The sequence below is a fragment of the Sporosarcina luteola genome, assembly GCF_023715535.1.
Taxonomy (GTDB): domain Bacteria; phylum Bacillota; class Bacilli; order Bacillales_A; family Planococcaceae; genus Sporosarcina; species Sporosarcina luteola_B.
In genome coordinates, this window is the sequence record NZ_JAMBOI010000001.1 from 261803 (window position 1) to 279084 (window position 17282).

The 17282-nt window shown below is 42.8% G+C and carries 15 protein-coding genes; 2 read left to right on the plus strand and 13 right to left on the minus strand.

Going from position 1 to position 17282, the window contains the following annotated elements:
* The first annotated feature begins 103 nt into the window (after window positions 1-103).
* Window positions 104-1177 (plus strand): S-layer homology domain-containing protein, encoded by a 1074-nt coding sequence (locus M3191_RS01135; protein WP_251697616.1) that lies wholly within the window; start codon window positions 104-106, stop codon window positions 1175-1177.
* A 144-nt stretch (window positions 1178-1321) separates the two neighbouring features.
* Here the strand turns inward: M3191_RS01135 and gucD are convergent, their stop codons facing one another.
* The 10 genes from gucD to M3191_RS01185 form a co-directional block, all read right to left on the minus strand.
* Window positions 1322-2788: an alpha-ketoglutaric semialdehyde dehydrogenase GucD gene (gucD, locus tag M3191_RS01140; RefSeq protein ID WP_251697617.1), complete on the minus strand. Its 1467-nt coding sequence runs from the start codon at window positions 2786-2788 to the stop codon at window positions 1322-1324.
* 24 nt (window positions 2789-2812) lie between these two features.
* A complete protein-coding gene (locus tag M3191_RS01145; protein ID WP_251697618.1) occupies window positions 2813-4168 on the minus strand; it encodes a hypothetical protein in 1356 nt (451 codons plus the stop codon).
* A gap of 39 nt (window positions 4169-4207) precedes the next feature.
* On the minus strand, window positions 4208-5692 hold the full coding sequence (locus M3191_RS01150) for a tripartite tricarboxylate transporter permease (protein WP_251697619.1): 1485 nt from the start codon (window positions 5690-5692) through the stop codon (window positions 4208-4210).
* 14 nt (window positions 5693-5706) lie between these two features.
* Complete coding sequence (locus tag M3191_RS01155; RefSeq protein ID WP_251697620.1) at window positions 5707-6171, minus strand: tripartite tricarboxylate transporter TctB family protein; 465 nt, start codon at window positions 6169-6171, stop codon at window positions 5707-5709.
* A 50-nt stretch (window positions 6172-6221) separates the two neighbouring features.
* A complete protein-coding gene (locus M3191_RS01160) occupies window positions 6222-7193 on the minus strand; it encodes a tripartite tricarboxylate transporter substrate binding protein (protein WP_251697621.1) in 972 nt (323 codons plus the stop codon).
* A gap of 31 nt (window positions 7194-7224) precedes the next feature.
* Window positions 7225-8151 carry a dihydrodipicolinate synthase family protein gene (locus M3191_RS01165; protein ID WP_251698054.1) on the minus strand — a complete coding sequence of 309 codons (927 nt, stop codon included), beginning with the start codon at window positions 8149-8151 and terminating at the stop codon, window positions 7225-7227.
* Between the two features lie 24 nt (window positions 8152-8175).
* On the minus strand, window positions 8176-9228 hold the full coding sequence (locus tag M3191_RS01170; RefSeq protein WP_251697622.1) for an Ldh family oxidoreductase: 1053 nt from the start codon (window positions 9226-9228) through the stop codon (window positions 8176-8178).
* Window positions 9229-9230: 2 nt separating this feature from the next.
* On the minus strand, window positions 9231-10202 hold the full coding sequence (locus tag M3191_RS01175; RefSeq protein WP_251697623.1) for a hydroxyacid dehydrogenase: 972 nt from the start codon (window positions 10200-10202) through the stop codon (window positions 9231-9233).
* Entirely contained in the window at window positions 10199-10891 is a 693-nt protein-coding gene (locus tag M3191_RS01180; protein ID WP_251697624.1) for a GntR family transcriptional regulator, read from the minus strand. Before M3191_RS01180 ends, M3191_RS01175 begins: the two co-directional genes overlap by 4 nt.
* A gap of 337 nt (window positions 10892-11228) precedes the next feature.
* Window positions 11229-12872, minus strand: coding sequence for a glycerol-3-phosphate dehydrogenase/oxidase (locus tag M3191_RS01185; protein ID WP_251697625.1), 1644 nt, complete (start codon window positions 12870-12872; stop codon window positions 11229-11231).
* Window positions 12873-13047: 175 nt separating this feature from the next.
* Between M3191_RS01185 and M3191_RS01190 the strand changes: the two genes are divergently transcribed.
* A complete protein-coding gene (locus tag M3191_RS01190; protein WP_251697626.1) occupies window positions 13048-13611 on the plus strand; it encodes a glycerol-3-phosphate responsive antiterminator in 564 nt (187 codons plus the stop codon).
* Here M3191_RS01190 and M3191_RS01195 read toward each other — a convergent pair.
* The 3 genes from M3191_RS01195 to M3191_RS01205 all read right to left on the minus strand — a co-directional run bounded on the left by M3191_RS01195 (window position 13606) and on the right by M3191_RS01205 (window position 17276).
* Complete coding sequence (locus tag M3191_RS01195; protein ID WP_251697627.1) at window positions 13606-14382, minus strand: HAD-IIA family hydrolase; 777 nt, start codon at window positions 14380-14382, stop codon at window positions 13606-13608. The two genes, M3191_RS01190 and M3191_RS01195, sit on opposite strands and share 6 nt — an antisense overlap.
* A 63-nt stretch (window positions 14383-14445) precedes the next feature.
* A complete protein-coding gene (locus tag M3191_RS01200) occupies window positions 14446-16149 on the minus strand; it encodes an ABC transporter permease (protein WP_251697628.1) in 1704 nt (567 codons plus the stop codon).
* Complete coding sequence (locus M3191_RS01205) at window positions 16146-17276, minus strand: ABC transporter ATP-binding protein (RefSeq protein WP_251697629.1); 1131 nt, start codon at window positions 17274-17276, stop codon at window positions 16146-16148. The genes M3191_RS01200 and M3191_RS01205 overlap by 4 nt, the downstream gene beginning before the upstream one ends.
* Between the last annotated feature and the right edge of the window lie 6 nt (window positions 17277-17282).

The window sequence follows — 17282 nt, forward strand, 5'->3', positions numbered from 1 at the left end:
AAATTACCGCCCTCTTCCCCAATCTACGAATCTCATATGATATAGTTAATTCAAATATTCCTTTTAATCAAAATAAAATATACGGAAATTCGGGGGAAATATAATGAAGAAACTAGCGAGAAAGACTTTTCTATATAGATTACTCATATTGTTCGCAGTTGGAGCAGCCGTCGTTGCCGCTCCTGTTTCGGCCGCTGCATCAGCCACTTCTTTCAAAGATGTACCGAAAAGCTTAGATCACCATGATGCGATAGTGAACTTGGCAGAGAGAGGCGTAATCCAAGGATATGAGGATGGCACTTTCCGACCGGACGGTACATTGACACGCGCGCACGCTTCGAAAATCCTTGCGCTGTCCCTCAAATTGGAGACAAAAAGCGTAAAAGACCCTGGCTTTAAAGATGTGAATAAAAACCAATGGTACTATGGCTATGTCGCAGCACTTGCGAATTCCGGGTATATCTCCGGCTTCGAAGACGGCACTTTCCGGCCGAATGCGCCGATGACACGCGCACAAGCATCGAAAATTATCGACTTGAGCTATAAACTTCCAGCGGAAGCGAAAACGGACAATCCGTTCAAGGATGTCAGCAATTCCGCGTGGTATACAAGTCACATTCGAACGCTCGTTGAAAACAAAATAACAAAAGGCAAAACGGCGACTACATTCGAGCCGAACGCAAACGTCACTCGCGCCCAAATGGCTTCATTCGTCGTACGAGCTGAAAACTTGGTGACAGCCGCCATGATCGCCGAAGAGACAAAAGCGAAAATCCGCGCGATCGTCCTGGAAAACAGCGCCATCGAAAAAGACGGCAAAAAATTATCACAAGCCTCCTATGATTCAAGTACCGACACATTGACAATAACCGCCTATAATCCCAGAGATGGCATAAAAGCTGTCAATGGCCTAAGCTTCTTCTCCGACAAGCTTTTAGCGCTAGGCGTTTCTCATATCCGCATCGCGGACGGCCCCCTCATCAACGTCGTCGAAAACCGGGATGCAGCCAAACAGCAACTCCAAAACTCTATGGTCGATATGCTTAAAACATCGACCGATAAAACAAATGGAGACTTGGTGGTGAATAATATTAAAGTTACTTTATACGGCCAAAGTGAAGGAATCCAGCTATGGGAATATTTTAATGTGAATTTGCGTGTGTTTACAGGTGAGTAATGGATTATAGAAAACTCCTCTGCAGTTATAGCTGGCAAGGAGTTTTTTCAGTGATTCATGTTTTTACAAGCTGTTTTCTTTGCGGCACCCGCCCACTAAACACAAAAAAGGACTAGGCAATTACACCCAGTCCTCCAGAATCCACTACTCCTGTATAAACACAGTTTTCACGGAAGTATAAAATTCAATCGCAGCTTGCCCCTGCTCCCGTGAATGGGAACTTGATTCCTTCATGCCACCGAATGGAACTTGATATTCGACACCTGCGGTTTCTGAATTCACACGGACAAGTCCTACTTCAATATCACGTACGAATTGCAAGATGTTTCCGATGTTTTTTGTAAAGACGGAAGCACTTAATCCGAATGAGGTATCATTTGCATATTCAATCGCTTCTTCATAATTCGATACTTTCATTAGTGCAATGACAGGACCGAAAATTTCTTCCCGAGCAATTGTCATCTTCGAATCCACATTTTCGAAAACTGCTGGCTCAACGTAAAAACCTGATGCAAACTCACCATGATCGATTCGATTTCCACCGAAAATCAGGTCAGCCCCTTCGCTTTTACCTTTTTCGATATATGATAAGACGGTTTTCATTTGCCTTTCACTCGCACATGGCCCAAGCCAGCTATCAGAATCCAACCCATTGCCCACTTGTAATGTCTTCACTTTTTCGAGAAGCTTTATTTTAAACTCATTATAGATTCCCTCATGAACAATCACTTTGCTCGTTGCTGTACATTTCTGCCCTGTGGATTTCATTCCGCCACTTAATGTTGCATCTACAGCAAGGTCCAAATCTGCATCTTCTAAAATGATGATAGGGTTTTTACCACCCATCTCCAACTGAAACTTGATGCCATTTTCAAATGCGGATTTGCCAATCGATTTACCAACTGCATTGGAACCTGTAAATGAAATTCCGTTTATCCCTTTGCTTTCAGTTAAAATGGGACCAACTACACTGCCTTTTCCGTGAACTAAATTAATGACACCTTTTGGCAGGCCAGCAGCCTCCATGCATTCAACTAATTTGGTTGCCGTAAGGGGGGCTTCCTGCGCGGGCTTGAATACTACCGTATTTCCGTAGATCAAAGCCGGTGCGATTTTCCATGCTGGTATAGCTATCGGAAAGTTCCATGGAGTAATGACTGCAACCGTGCCGATCGGTGTCCTTGTTGTATATAGCAAAGCGTTTTTTGCTGTTGAAGGCACTACATCCCCGACACTGCGTACTCCCTCTCCCGCGTAATATTTAAAAATATCAATAGCACGTTGAACTTCCCCTACTGTTTCCGGGTACGTTTTCCCCATTTCCAATGTTGCAGATTCTGCAATTTCTTCTTTTCTTTCCTCAAGCTTTGAAGCAATGGCGTATAGGAACTTACCACGTTCTGCACCTGTGAGCCCGTTCCATTCTTTCCTAGCCTCTTCCGCGGAAAGAACTGCAGCTTTAACGTCCTCTGATGTGGAACTTTGTATCTTACAAACCAACTCACCCGTTGCTGGGTTAATATTTTCAATTAAATCACCTTCCGGCGAGCTCACCCATTCTCCCCCGATATAATTCGTACATACACTGCTTTCGCTTTTTAAAATAGTCATTATTTCCCCTCCTCATTTTATTGCTCACAGACCTAATTGATTTAACAATGAAATGAACACGATTCCGGATATGAACATTGTAATTGCATATGCACCATTCCATACTATGCCAGTCACAACGCTCCTTTTTTGAACAGAATTTGAAATAATTATGGATATTGCATTTAATGGACTTGTAATTTGGGAAACAACCCATGCCAATATCAAAACAAAAGCCAAAACAACTGGACTTACTCCGATTGCAGTCGGATCCAATTGCATCGCTATAAGCGGCACAGTGACTATCTGATGGATACCAATGAAAGACAACACCATAACAATCAAAATTATACAGACGACAAAGAGATGAAATGAAGCTGAAACTAAGTATTCAGAAGCACCTTTGATCAATTCGGAAGCGCTTGACGAAGCTAACGCTTTTCCAAATAGGCCGGCGCTCAAAAAAAGCACAATCTCAGTATTCACAGCCCCTCCGAGTTGACTTGAATAGGCTGCTAGGCTTTTCTTCACATAGCTCCATCTGTTACTGAACATCCCCCATAAAAAAGGAGTCACAATCGAGACGATGCTCACAATCATCATCATTGGCAATAAAGTGATTTTCTCCAGCAGAATGATGATTACTATGAAGAAAGCAATTGTAGATAAAATTTTCAGTATCATAGTTTTGTTTGTAGCCATTGGTTTACTTACAGAAGTAGAAGTCCCCTCTAGCTCTTGATGCCTCCCCACCTGAAAATAAAACAGCGCACTCCCTATGGCGATTTGAAATATTGCAAAAGTTATTCCTATTAAGATATATTTACTGAAATCAACGTTTAAATAAAACAACACAAGTGCTACTGAACCGAAGTAGGGCGACCATAAAGCGGCAGATGAGAAGCCTATGAAATAGGATTTCGCCATGAGCGGTTTGTGTAAATTATTGTCCTTAATTATCTCGTGGACCACTTTAATTGCACCTAAATTTAGTATAGGCGTTATAATTGCCACAAAAAAAGTGAGTGATGTGAATGATCGTATTGGCGTTGACTGTTTGGCAACTATACCATTCAGCTGGTTGATGAGTTGCCCTGATTTAAGAGGGATGGCCAATAAAGGCACTGTTAAAATCAATAGCAATAAAGGCAAGTTGTTCTGTAGTCCAAGTAGACTTCGGATAAAACTCTTACCGTTGATAATGACTTCAATATAAAAACCTATCATCAGTAAAATTGAGCCGACTACCATCGGTATGAAACTAACTTGCCTTAATGAACTAGCAAACAGAATTAGAAGAGCAATGGATATTAGCGTAGCAATCACATAATTGTCTAAAGCAAAATTAACAAAATATAAAACGCACACAAGAAGTATGAGTGAATTTTTCAAGTTGTTCACGCTCCAAAACCCACCCCCTTACTTCCTTACAAATAACTTTTAGACAGCCGGCTGCTTTTTTGCTCCGCTGATCTCTTTGTACAATGTGTAGATGAATAAAACCAACGCGATTAAGAGAAAAATCGCTGATACTGGTCTAGTGAAAAATTCCATTACACTTCCGGAAGACATTAATGCCCGTCTTAAATATTGCTCACATAAAGGACCTAATACGAACCCTAAAATCAGTGGGGCAATTGGATAGTCGTTTTTCATCATAATGTATCCGATGACTCCAAAGAGCAGCATTACCCAAATATCAAAAATTGAATAGTTGGTTGAGTATGCACCTACGACTGTCATTACCAACAAGAAACTATACAAAAACTTTGGCGGAATTCGTAAAATATGCGGAAACAGCTTCATCCCAAACATCATGACGAAAAATGTGATTAGCATCGCCAAGGCAAATCCAATATAGACAATATAAATAATGTCTGGATTTGTTTTGAATAATAGTGGGCCAGGTTGTATTCCATGAATCATAAAGCCACCTAAAAGGATTGCTGTGACAGTGTCTCCGGGAATCCCAAGAGTAATGAGCGGGATTAGCGCCCCACCAACACTCGCATTATTTGCTGTTTCTGCTGCCCAGATTCCTTCAGGTGTCCCTTTTCCGAATTTCTCCGGAGTTTTGGATGCCTGCTTAGCCTGTGCATATGCAACAATATTTGAAGCTCCGCTACCCATTCCAGGCAAAATTCCAAAGCCTATTCCAATTAATGAGGAACGAATGATATTCCATCCATTTGCAATGATTTCTTTTATACTTACTCCAAGGCCTCTAACTTTAAAGAGAATCGATTCCTTCTTTGTTTCAGACTGTACTTCAATCAAGATTTGGGAGATTGCAAAAAGCCCCATGATTAATGGCAATAAATCTATACCAGATTTAAGGTTAATATTACCGAAAGTGAATCTTGCTGTTCCGTCTATCGGAGCAAATCCTATTAGCGAAAGTGCTATTCCGATTACACCTGCACTAATGCCCTTGATCATATTCCCTTTTGACAATATCGAAATTAGCATTAATGCAAAGAAGGTTAGTGAGAAGTATTCTGCTGGACCCATCTTTACCGCCATTTTCGAAATTACGGGTGCAATTGTGACGAGCACAACAAAACTCAGTACTCCACCTATTAAAGATGCAATGATTCCGATTCCCAATGCTCTCGCTGGCTCACCGTTCTTCGACATAGGAAAAGCATCGAATGTTGTAGCGATAGAGGATGGTGTCCCGGGAATGCCTAACAGCGTAGCAGCGACAAGTCCTCCTGAAATGCCTCCGACGTAAACACCAAGCAATAAAAACAATCCAGAAGCGGGATCTAAACTGAATGTGACAGGTATAAATAGTGCTACACCCATCGTTGCCGTTAAGCCAGGAATAGACCCAAAAATCAGTCCGACGATAACGCCAAAAAACAACAGGATAAAGGTCATAGCGGAAAAACTATTCATCACTGTTGATAGTACGTCTCCCATAAACTCATCCTTTCTCAGCCAAGAAACCTTGGTAGTAGTATTCCAAGCGCTTCTACGAATATTAAGTAGATGGACATCGTAACGACAATTGAAACAAGCCCGCTTTTTACAATAGTCATCTTATTTCTAACTTCACTTAGAATCCAAATAACAAATGCAAGGAAAACAAAGGTGCTGATAATGAAACCGAGCCAATTCAGCAAAATAACGTAACAAATTAGCGAAGCGCCGATAATTGCCATGAGAATCGTGCCCTTTTTATTCTTTTCAGTTGTCACTTCCTCAGAATCCACTCGTTTTTTCGGCCAGGCAAGCAAGCCTATTCCACATAGAACTAAAAGGATTGCGATAACCTGCGGCATTAATTTTGGTCCCGGATCATCTAGAAAAACCGGGTAATCTAATATGTACGTTTGAAACAGCATCAACGCACCTATCGCTACAATGACAAGTCCAATAATTCGATCATTTTTCGTCATAGCTACAGCTACCTCCATAATGGAATAGGGGGCATTACACCCCCTCTAGATTAATAACCTAGGTCTTTCGCTAGCTTCTGAATATAGTCAAATTCCGATTGTACAAACTCCGTAGCTTCTGCTGAGTTCTTTTTAACAGGTGATTGTTGGATTCCTTTCAATGCCTCTAGGAATTTCTCATCCTTATGCAACTTCTCCATTGCCTCGTCCCAAGCTTTAATGACATCTTCAGGAAGATCTGCCGGACCGAACGCTGTATTGATAACAGAGAAAACTAAATCGTAACCTTGTTCTTTAGCTGTAGGAAAATCTGGTGCCAACGGGTCTCTATCTTCCGTCAACACGGCTAATGCTTTGTAATCTCCTGATTCCACATACTTTGATGCACTTCCTACACTCGTTACGACCATGTCCACATGTCCGCCAAGGAGAGCTGATAACCGTTCCGCCTCTGCTCCGACATCGACCATTTTAATATCAATGCCAGCCACATCAGCCAACATTCCACCCATGAAATGTGTTGTTCCTCCGATATCCGCTCCAAATTTCAGAGCTCCCGGATTGGCCTTTGCTTCATTCACAAAATCCTCTAGCGAATCCCAAGGAGCGTCAGCACTGACAACATACGCTTGTGTAATGTCAGTAAGTGTACCTAAAGCGGTCATCTCAGTCGCTTTAGTTTCCAATTGTCCAATGGCATGTCCCGTATGCATAGCTTGATGCCCAATGAAAATTGTATAGCCATCTTTTTTAGCCCGATTCACTGTATCCAATGCAACAGCACCGCCACCTGATGCTTGGTTGATAACAACTAACTCTTCCCCAAAGTACGTTTTCAAGTTATCGGCAACAACCCTTGCTGCTAAATCCGTCAATCCGCCTGGATTATAAGGCACATAAACTTCAATTGTTCGTTGAGGATATGTTGAATCTCCCCCGTCATTTGCTTTCCCCGAGCTACATGCTGCCAATACGACTACAGTTAAAGCGATTAGAACCAAATTCACCCACTTTTTAGCCATTCCTATCCCTCTCCCATTCCTATGTGTTTTCCTAGCTCAATACTTCTTCCGACCGTTGCAGTCCCCACTGTTTTATAAGCTGACCGATTGCCTCTTTATCCTCGGCATTTAACGCTGCGACAGGTTCCCTTGTAACTCCTGCTCTCAGACCAACCAATTCCATAGCCTCTTTAATGACGACTACATTGTTACCGTTGTTATATTTTGCCCGCAAATCTTCGAACGGCAGAACTTCATGCCAAACTTTCCAGACCGTCTCAAGATCATTAACTTGCAAGGCATTCAGCAATTCGAGTGATTTTTCCGGGTAAATATTCACAAGACCTGAAGTGAAGCCTTTCGCCCCTGCATGAAAGAAATAAGGTGCCCATTTTTCTGCTGTTCCGCATATCCATGCAATGTTATGCTCTTTCGGAATGTCAGAAACCGTTTTCTTGAATCTAGGTAAATCATTAACCGAGTATTTCACTCCAACTAATTTCTCTAATGGTGCCAACTCTGCGAGTACGCTGTCACTGACATGTGGGTCTTTAAAATAAATTAATGAAGGGATTGGTAACGCCTCAATAATATTTTTAAAATAGTCAATTGCACCTTCCTTTGTTATATACGGATGGATAGGCATATGGATCATAACTGCATCCGCTCCACAATCTGCAGCATGCTTCCCCAAATCGATGGCTGTCTCAACCGAATAGCCAATGCCGACTACTACAATCGCTCTCCCATTTACATACTCGACAATTCTCTTTGTCGTTTCTTTCGCTTCTTCCAAGGTCATTGCATAAAATTCACTTGTATTCCCGCTTGGAACGACTACTTTTAAACCATTATTGATTAGAAATTCGATATTTTCTTTTACGCCTTCCCAATCGATTTCCTTCGTATCCTCCTTAAATGCTGTAATCGGAATACCATTTATCGTTTCAAGTTGTCTAGCAAAATCCGCGTAGTTCATCATTTTTTTCCTCCCATAGATGTTTTATTGATATTCAAATAACTTCAAGCCGTACTTCTTTCCAACCTCCTCCAGCTCCTGAATTATTTCGATAGGCAATTCAATACCGTTTTCCAGCTGATGTTGCTTCTTCTCCTCTTCGATTTGTCCAGGCATATAAACTCGTTCAAAACCGGCCATCGGTTCACTTTCTATCGTTTGCCTTACTCTTTCTTGCATACTTTCATAAAAACTCTCCAGTGGCATAAAAGCCTCTATATTGATAGCACCAAAGAAGTGTCCTATCTGTTGAGGCACCGGATCTTCATACATCCGGGGCACTTGGGAGCCAAACAAAGATCCCGTTAACACACCTGATAAGATGTCCACTACCATGGCAAGTCCTGAGCCCTTTGGTCCCATCGGAAGCAAGTATCCGTCCAACGCTTCCTTCGGATCAGTTGTTTCACGGCCATCTTTTGTAATCGCCCAGTCTTTAGGAATAGCAGTGCCTGTTTTATAGGCATGGGTAATCTTTCCTCTCGCTGTATTGCCTGTGGACATATCAACAACAACAGGGGCATGCCCTGGACCAACCGGTATTGCAAATGATATAGGATTAGTTCCAAGCGAAGGAGTTTTAGAACCAAATGGAACCATCAAGCTCGAAGCATTTGTCGTTGCAAATCCGATACAGCCTTTTTCAGCGGCAAGCTTCGTGTAATATGATGTAATCCCGAAATGATTTGAATTCCTCACTCCCACAAAGCCAGTCCCATAGGTAACTGCTTTTTCAACAGCCATATTCATCGCTTCAATGGAAGCTACTTGCCCCCACCCATTTTTCGCATCCAATACAGCAGTTGTAGCCGTTTCGGTAATCACTTCGGTATTTGTCTTTCCTTCGATAAGACCGTCTTCGAATCTTTTTAGATAGTCGGCGACTTTACATACACCATGTGAATAAAAACCTAACAAGTCTGCTTCAACAAGATTATCCGAGACAATCCTCGCTTCTTCTTCCGGAATGGATTCTGCAAAAATAGCACTGCAATAGTCTCTCAGGACTTCGGCTCTTACGGTAATCATTTCTGCCATTTTTACACCCTCTCCCTTAAAGCCTTTTCATTCACCAATACTTTTGGCAGATAACCGTTCTTGACTCGGACAATCTCTTCCGCCGGATCAACAGCCATCCGGACCATTGACTCCTCGGTATGCGCTGCCATGTGAGGAGTGACAACAACATTGTCCAACTTCCATAATGGATTCACATTGACAGGTGGCTCCTCCTCGAAACAATCTAAGCCTGCGCCCGCAATCTCTCCAGTGGTTAGAGCAACATTTAAAGCGCTTTCATTCACGAGCCCACCTCTTGCAGCATTTATTAAAAAGGCACCGGGCTTCATTTTCGCAAGCTCTTTTTGATCAATGAGATGGTGAAGGCTTGGTATATATGGGACGTGTAATGATAGGAAGTCGGCATTTTCAAGAACTTCATCTAACGAGTCGACTTGTTTAATATAGTCTAGCGATAAATCGCTGACATAAGGATCATAGGCATGCACTTCCATTCCAAATCCTAAAGCACATTTTTCCGCAACAAGTTTAGCGATATTTCCTAGACCTACTAACCCAAGCACCTTACCTTTTAGCTCCATGCCTATCAACTGGTTTCTACTAGAGAAGTCTCCAGTACGCAGCCTCTTGTCAGCTATGGAAATCCGGTGCGCTACATTCAACATAAGTCCAACTACATGCTCTGCCACTGCGTTAATGTTTGATGTCGGTGAATTGGATACATAGACCCCACGTTCCGATGCCTTTTGGATATCGACATTGTCCAACCCAATCCCGTGACGTGCGATGATTTTCAATTTCTCCGCATGTCCCAGTAACTCTTTATTGATTGTCGTTGTTCTAACTAAAATGGCATCGCAATCTTTCACTTCTTGCACCAATGCTTCTTGATCATCATTTTCAAGTTGGATTACTTCACAACCATTTGTAAGAAGATAATCAATTCCCTCCTGTGCAATAGGCTGCGGAATCAATACTTTAAATTTGTTCATATGTCGCTCCCCCACTTATTGAAATTTCCGAGGACATTTGAAACGGTTCTCAAAATATGTTTTCTCATCAGCTCATCTGCCAGGTCAGCATTTCTAGCTTTGATAGCTTCAAAGATTTCCCGATGTTCTTTATAGCCTTCATTCTTTTCTTCTGTTTGCTGTAATGCTCTTTTCCTGAACGCTTTACTGAACCCCTCAGCATTTCTCAACACTTGGGAAATCATTGGACTTTCTGAGCATTCTCTAATTAAGTTATGGAACTTGGAATTCTCCTCCACTAACAAATCTGTTTCATTACCTTCAAGAAGAGTTTCCATTTTAATAATTTGCTCTTCCAATCTTTTCAATTGTTCAGGAGTTGCTTTTAAGGCCATGAGTCTTGCAGCAAGGCCTTCAACCGAAGCACGTAGCATTTGCACTTCATGGATATTGGTATCCACTAAATCAGATACGAAAGTGCCGCTTCGTGGAATGGATTTGATCAATCCCTCATGTTCAAGAATCCTAAACGCTTCCTTGATCGGCGTTGTGCTAATGCCCATCATTTCGGAAATATCTCTTTCCCTTAAGCTAGACCCCGGTTCAAAATAACCCGTAATAATTGCTTCTCTTAGCTTTTCAACAACAATTTCTCTAAGCGATTTAAAACCTTCATTACCAATTTGTAAAATTCCACTTTCAGTTTTCATAAGTCTATCGACCTCCTCCTTCCATCGTACCAAAAATCTAATCTGATGTTTGATATTTGATGTCTGGTATCTGATATATCAAGAATAACAGACTATTTTGTAATTGTAAATAGATTATTAGATTTTTCATGAATATTGTTTTATGTCAGTAAAGATAGAATACGTTATATAACTATATTGCAGCAATTGCCTTGCGATTGGTAATATAAAAAAACAGGCTGTCATAGGAATTCGTCTTCCATGACAGCCTTCTTTACTACTCAAAGATACGTCGCTCACTTCTTCACAACGTCAACCAATCCTAAAACCGGTCGACTTGCTATGCGCCTTATGCAATTCAACTTTCCCCAGCTTCCCAAATCCTTGTCTCTAGCTCTCCCCAATGCAATTCTTTTTCCTCATTTGACCATCCCATAAAAATAGCCATATACTCAATAACTTCATGTTTCCATTTATTCACCCAATCAATGTCGAACAACACAGCCCCCGTCCGTCGAATGAAGTAATCGGACGGGGTGATGGCCATTTCTTCTTCAATTGCATAATGAAGGGTCAGTTTGATGGATAGCGGCAAATCGGTCTCCTCCAACACTTGGTCCGTATACCTAATCACTGATTCCGTATTGGTACCGTATGTCGCAAGGATGCTAGTAGCATCGATCACTGAGATTCCTACCTTTGCGACGTCACCCGCTCTTTCGTGTATAAAACTTGAATAATCCTCAGGTTTCTCAAACTCCCCACCCGATAACTTCAAACGCTTCGTCACTGATTTAGGGCAATCCATTTCATCATCTAGGAGCTGCTCACAAACCATATTCGTCACCGTTTCCGCCATTTTCCGATACCCAGTCAACTTCCCGCCGGCGATTGTAATCAATCCGGTGTCCGATGTCCAAATTTCGTCTTTTCTCGAAATTTCGGATGGACCTTTCCCTTCTTGTCGGATGAGCGGGCGCACTCCTGCCCAGGTAGATTCGATGTCTCTCATCCTAAGCTGCACTTCTGGAAACATGAATGCAACGCTCCCCAATAAGTATTGTTTATCCTCTTTCTTTATTTCGGGATGAATTAAATCGCTATGATACTCGGTATCTGTTGTGCCCACATATGTTTTGCCGTTCCGCGGGATGGCAAATACCATCCGGCCGTCCGGCGTGTCGAAGTAGACAGCTTGTTTCAATGGGAATTTGCCACCATCGATGACGATATGAACACCTTTTGAATGAAATAGACTCTTTCCTTCGATATCTCTATCCATCCCAATGACATCTTCAACCCATGGCCCTGTAGCATTTATGATCTTCTTGCCCAAAGCAAAATATCGGCGGTCTTCAAGCATATCTATGAAATACAAACCCGACACCTTACCATTCGCATCATATGTGAACGACTCCGCCTTCACATAAGTAAGCAAGTCCGCTCCATTCGCAAAAGCGCTTTTCGCCACTTCGATTGTCAACCTGGCATCATCCGTCCGATACTCCACATAATATCCTGCTCCGAGTAATCCTTTCCTATTTAATAGAGGCTCCTTTCTCAATGCTTCTTTCTCCGTCAACATTTTCCGGCGCTCTTTCTTCTTCACACCCGCCAAGAAATCATAAACCTTCAATCCTAACGATGTGGAATACTTTCCAAATGTACCTTTATGGTAAATCGGCAAGAGCATCCATTCGGGGTGAGTGACATGGGGGGCATTCCGATAGACTACCTCCCTCTCCTTCCCCACTTCCGCAACCATGCCGACTTCAAACTGTTTTAAATAACGCAGACCACCATGGACGAGTTTTGTGGAACGGCTTGAAGTCCCGGCTGCAATATCCTGCATTTCGATGACAAGCGTTTTCAAACCTCTCGTCACACAGTCCAAGGCTATGCCCGTTCCCGTTATTCCGCCCCCGATAATAATGACATCGTATTGCTTGTTTTCAATGCTGCCCAATAGTTCCCGTCTGCCTGTAAATGAAAATGATTTCATCTGTAAAACGCTCCTATCATTGAAAAAGGCCATTACAATAGCCCTGCTCAATGCAGGGGGATTGTAATGGCCTTCTCTCATAATCTCTGACCTTATAAAATTTTCCTTTTCCTAACATCATGCTATGGTATTATAATAGTACACCACTTCACATTTTTCGAAAGGATGAATTAACTTGAGTCTAGTTGACATGGTCGAATCCCAAATGATTGCCTCCGTAAAGAATGAGGAGGATTTACAGCACGCTCTCACATCCAATTGCAACATCGTCTTTCTTCTCACCGGGAATCTGATGACCATTGCAGACTATATCCGACAGCTGCGCGAGGCGGACAAATATGTCTTTCTTCATCTCGACTTTATCGACGGACTCTCCAATTCCAAAAATGCGCTCAACTACGTCTCTGAGTACTGGAATCCTACAGGGATCATAACAACGAAAAGTCATATTGTTAAAATGGCGAATGAAGTTGGGTTGAAAACCATTCAACGCATCTTCCTCATCGATCGCGCAGCCATTAAGAAAGGAATTGAGATGGTAAAATCCTGTCAACCGGATGCCGTCGAAATTCTCCCTGGCATCATTCCGAAAGTCATCGACCAGCTCTCAAGGGAACTTGATTATCCGATAATTGCTGGCGGATTGATCACTAATCTGTCCGAGGTCCATGAAGCCTTGGAAGCAGGTGCTTTGGCGGTTTCATCCGGAGACCCTGCAATGTGGAAATTCGATTTATAATGTTATAAGATCTTTAACGCTATCCAGTACGAGTTCAGGAAGATGCTCGGTACTTGCAAGCATTTCCTTAGTCGTAATGCCAGACAGGACAAGCACAGAATGGATACCGGCATCATTCGCCATCTTAATGTCCGTTTCCAGACGATCACCTACCATAAAGCATTCATCCGCTTTCATACCGAGTACATTTTCCAGTACATATTCAGCCATTAACGAAGACGGTTTTCCAGTGATCATCTTCACCGGCTCACCAGTCGCGCCTTCAAGCGCACCAATCATCGCGCCGCAATCCGGGATTTCACCATCTTTGACCGGACAAGTCCGATCCGGATTGGTCGCCAGTACTTCGGCCCCATTCCGCCATGCTTGAAAGGCATTGTTCAATTTATCATACGTGAATTGCCGGTCCCATCCTAACACAACATGAGATGCGCTGGCGGGAATATCCGCCAGCTTTATATTTTCATTCGCCAGTTCCTCGAATAAAGGCTCTTCGCCGATGACGTAGGCAGAATCACCCTCACCCATGACCGTTTTCAAGTAATGTGCAGTAATATAATTGGAATTAATGACCTCGCCAAGCTCAACTTCAATTCCTAAACGATTCAACTTCTCAACGTACTCTTTGCGATTCGCAATTGATTTATTCGTCAGGAACACCACTTTATCCCCGCGCTCTTTCAACGCTTTTATCACTTCCGGCGCCCCATCGATAATATGGTCGTCCAGATAAATCGTTCCATCCAAATCAAAGATAAACCCTTTCAACACTCTCACTCCAAGTCAGTTATGCCTAAAACAGTATTTGTATACAATCGCACTTCACTCTTCCAATTAAAGACGTTGTTTTTTCCCAATAAAACTGGCAATGCCCTGCAAAACTAACACCAAGACGATGAGGACGATAGACATCGCCGCTGCCGAATAATACTCTGCCCGAAGGATATTCTGGAAAATCGCTAAACTCATTGGTGCCCATTCAGGCGGTGCCAATAGGATCGAAACACTTGCCTCTTTAATGACCGTAATGAAAACAAGTACGGATCCGGCTGCAATTCCAGGCAGCATTAACGGTCCTACGATTGTTATTGCTGCGGTCAGAGGGGTGGCCCCAAGATTCACTGCCGCTTCTTCAATATCCTGTTTGATGGCCCGCATGGAACCCATCGTCGAACGGACCATATAAGGAAGTCGTCTGATCGTATAAGCGATTATCAAAAGCACAGCAGTTCCCGTTAATTGCAGAGGCATCGTATTGAATGTCTGGATTAATGCAATCCCGAAAGCAATCCCTGGCACAACTAGCGGAATGGAAGCGATGAAATCCAATTTCGCCGAATTCTGTCGGACGACGAAGTACGATACAAACGTTGCGATGATAACACTTAACACCAAAGCGCCAGTCGCGAGCATGATACTGTTTTGGATATTGCCCATCGACGTTGAAAAGATAGTTTTATAGTGGTTCAATGTATAGCCGCTCGGCAATAAATCCTTACCCCATGTCGTTGCAACCGATTGAAGCGCCACGGAAAGCATCGCCAATAGCGGAATCAATACGACAAAAAGAGAATAGCCAGATAGTACGCGTGTCAATAATTTATTCTCAATCAGCTTCTGCTGCTTCGGCTTTCCAGAAACGGAGCCATAGTTTTTCCCCTTCGTGTATAGATGCTGAAGATAGAAGAAGAATGCCGCCACGATCACCATGACAACTGTCAGTATGGCTGCCCCGCCCCAGTTGAAGAACCCTGAGATCTCTCGATACGCTTCAACAACAAGCAAATTCAATTCTTTTGGTGCAAGTACAATCGGACTTCCGAAATCCGAGAAGCTCACCGTAAAGATGAGCAATGCGCTAGAAATAACGCCTGGCAAAGCAAGCGGGAATGTCACGAAGATGAAAGTGAACCAGTTTTTTGCCCCAAGATTCTGAGACGCCTCTTCCAAGCTGATATCACTCACTTTGAATGCCGCCACTAACGGCCATAATGCGTAAGGGAAAAAGAAGAATACTTGCACGGCAACGACCCCCGCCATCGAATAGGGGTTCAACAACATGCCTTCCCCGCCAAGCGCGTTATAGATTTGTGTCACCCATCCAGCCCGTCCGAACATAATGATAAAAGCATATGCAGAAATGAACGTCGGTACGATCAATGGAATCATGCATAATGCGGAAATCGTTTTTTTAAAAGGCATTTTTGTCCTTGCAATCCCATATGCAAGGGGAATACAAACGAGGATAATGATGATGGTAACAGTAAACGCCAACGCAAGGCTGTTTTTCAATGCAGAGAAATAACCTTTGCCCGAGAAGATCCTCTTATAATTATCCAATGAAATATTCTTGAATTTTTCAAGTGTTGAATTGAAAATGGCCGGATCTGTCAAAGAGCCTAATAAATTCGTCGGTTCACCTGTGAAACTGACAATGAAAACAGAGAGAAGCGGCAGCAACATGAACAGGCCAAAGAATGCATAAATGAGGACTTTTACAACCGTTAAACCATTGATGCTGTTTTTTATACGGTTCATATTAACAGCACCCTCTCGTGGTCCACAGTCAACTTCACTTTCTTCCCTTCCTCGAAAATATTAGCACCTGAGGAATACGTTGTATCGACAATCAATTGATAGGAGCCGACTTGGACGTCATACCTGACGATCGACCCTAAATACGTGGACATGATGACAGTTCCTTCAATTACATTCGTCATCGCATGATCAATCACACTGTCCGCAGCTTCCACTTTTACATGTTCCGGACGGATGATGACATCCACTTCTTTTTTCTTCGCCTTATTGGACGAACGGAGTAAAAACCCTTCCCCTTTGACGACAGTAAATCCATTCTCTTCGCCTTCGACAGTGCCTTTCAGAATGTTCGAGGTTCCGACGAAATTTGCGATGAATGGCGTAGATGGATTACTGTATAGCTCTGTCGGAGTTCCGATTTGAACAATTTGGCCTTTATCCATGACCGCAACACGGTCTGCCATGCTCATCGCCTCTTCTTGGTCGTGCGTGACGAAGATTGTCGTAATGCCCAAATCCTGTTGAATTGTCCGGATCGTGTTTCGCATCGAATGCCGTAATTTCTGATCCAAGTTGGACAATGGCTCATCCATGAGAAGAACCGCAGGCTCCATGACTAACGCTCTCGCCAAGGCCACCCTTTGCTGCTGACCGCCCGACAATTCGCTCGTCAACCGTTCCGCATGATTTTCCAATTCAACGTACTCTAATATTTCCATTACTTTATTCTTCAGATCTTCCGGATATTTTCCGAACCGCTTCGTCAATAGACGTGCGTAGATCCCCATTTGTTTAATCGGATTGCTTGCATTGAGTTGCTTGATGTTCAAGCTGTATGCAACGTTTTCAAAAACATTCATATGTGGAAATAATGCATAGCTTTGAAAGACCATACCGCAATTCCGCCTATTTGCCGGAATTCTTTCCACTTCACGATCTCCTATGTAAATGGATCCCGACGAAGGATTTTCAAATCCGGCAATACACCGCATCGTTGTCGTTTTCCCACATCCCGAAGGACCGAGAAGAGCGAAAAACTCGCCCTCCTCGATATCAAGGTTAATGTCGTGAAGAGCAGTAAAGTCCCCAAACGTTTTTGTCATGTTCTTAATTTTTACTGACCCCATACATAT

What these genes read in the sequence shown, in the direction of transcription:
- M3191_RS01135 (WP_251697616.1), top strand. Translation starts at nt 104, where the DNA reads ATGAAGAAACTAGCGAGAAAGACTTTTCTATATAGATTACTCATATTG.
- gucD (WP_251697617.1), bottom strand. Translation starts at nt 2,788, where the DNA reads ATGACTATTTTAAAAAGCGAAAGCAGTGTATGTACGAATTATATCGGG.
- M3191_RS01150 (WP_251697619.1), bottom strand. Translation starts at nt 5,692, where the DNA reads ATGGGAGACGTACTATCAACAGTGATGAATAGTTTTTCCGCTATGACC.
- M3191_RS01155 (WP_251697620.1), bottom strand. Translation starts at nt 6,171, where the DNA reads ATGACGAAAAATGATCGAATTATTGGACTTGTCATTGTAGCGATAGGT.
- M3191_RS01160 (WP_251697621.1), bottom strand. Translation starts at nt 7,193, where the DNA reads ATGGCTAAAAAGTGGGTGAATTTGGTTCTAATCGCTTTAACTGTAGTC.
- M3191_RS01165 (WP_251698054.1), bottom strand. Translation starts at nt 8,151, where the DNA reads ATGAACTACGCGGATTTTGCTAGACAACTTGAAACGATAAATGGTATT.
- M3191_RS01170 (WP_251697622.1), bottom strand. Translation starts at nt 9,228, where the DNA reads ATGGCAGAAATGATTACCGTAAGAGCCGAAGTCCTGAGAGACTATTGC.
- M3191_RS01175 (WP_251697623.1), bottom strand. Translation starts at nt 10,202, where the DNA reads ATGAACAAATTTAAAGTATTGATTCCGCAGCCTATTGCACAGGAGGGA.
- M3191_RS01180 (WP_251697624.1), bottom strand. Translation starts at nt 10,891, where the DNA reads ATGAAAACTGAAAGTGGAATTTTACAAATTGGTAATGAAGGTTTTAAA.
- M3191_RS01185 (WP_251697625.1), bottom strand. Translation starts at nt 12,872, where the DNA reads ATGAAATCATTTTCATTTACAGGCAGACGGGAACTATTGGGCAGCATT.
- M3191_RS01200 (WP_251697628.1), bottom strand. Translation starts at nt 16,149, where the DNA reads ATGAACCGTATAAAAAACAGCATCAATGGTTTAACGGTTGTAAAAGTC.
- M3191_RS01205 (WP_251697629.1), bottom strand. Translation starts at nt 17,276, where the DNA reads ATGGGGTCAGTAAAAATTAAGAACATGACAAAAACGTTTGGGGACTTT.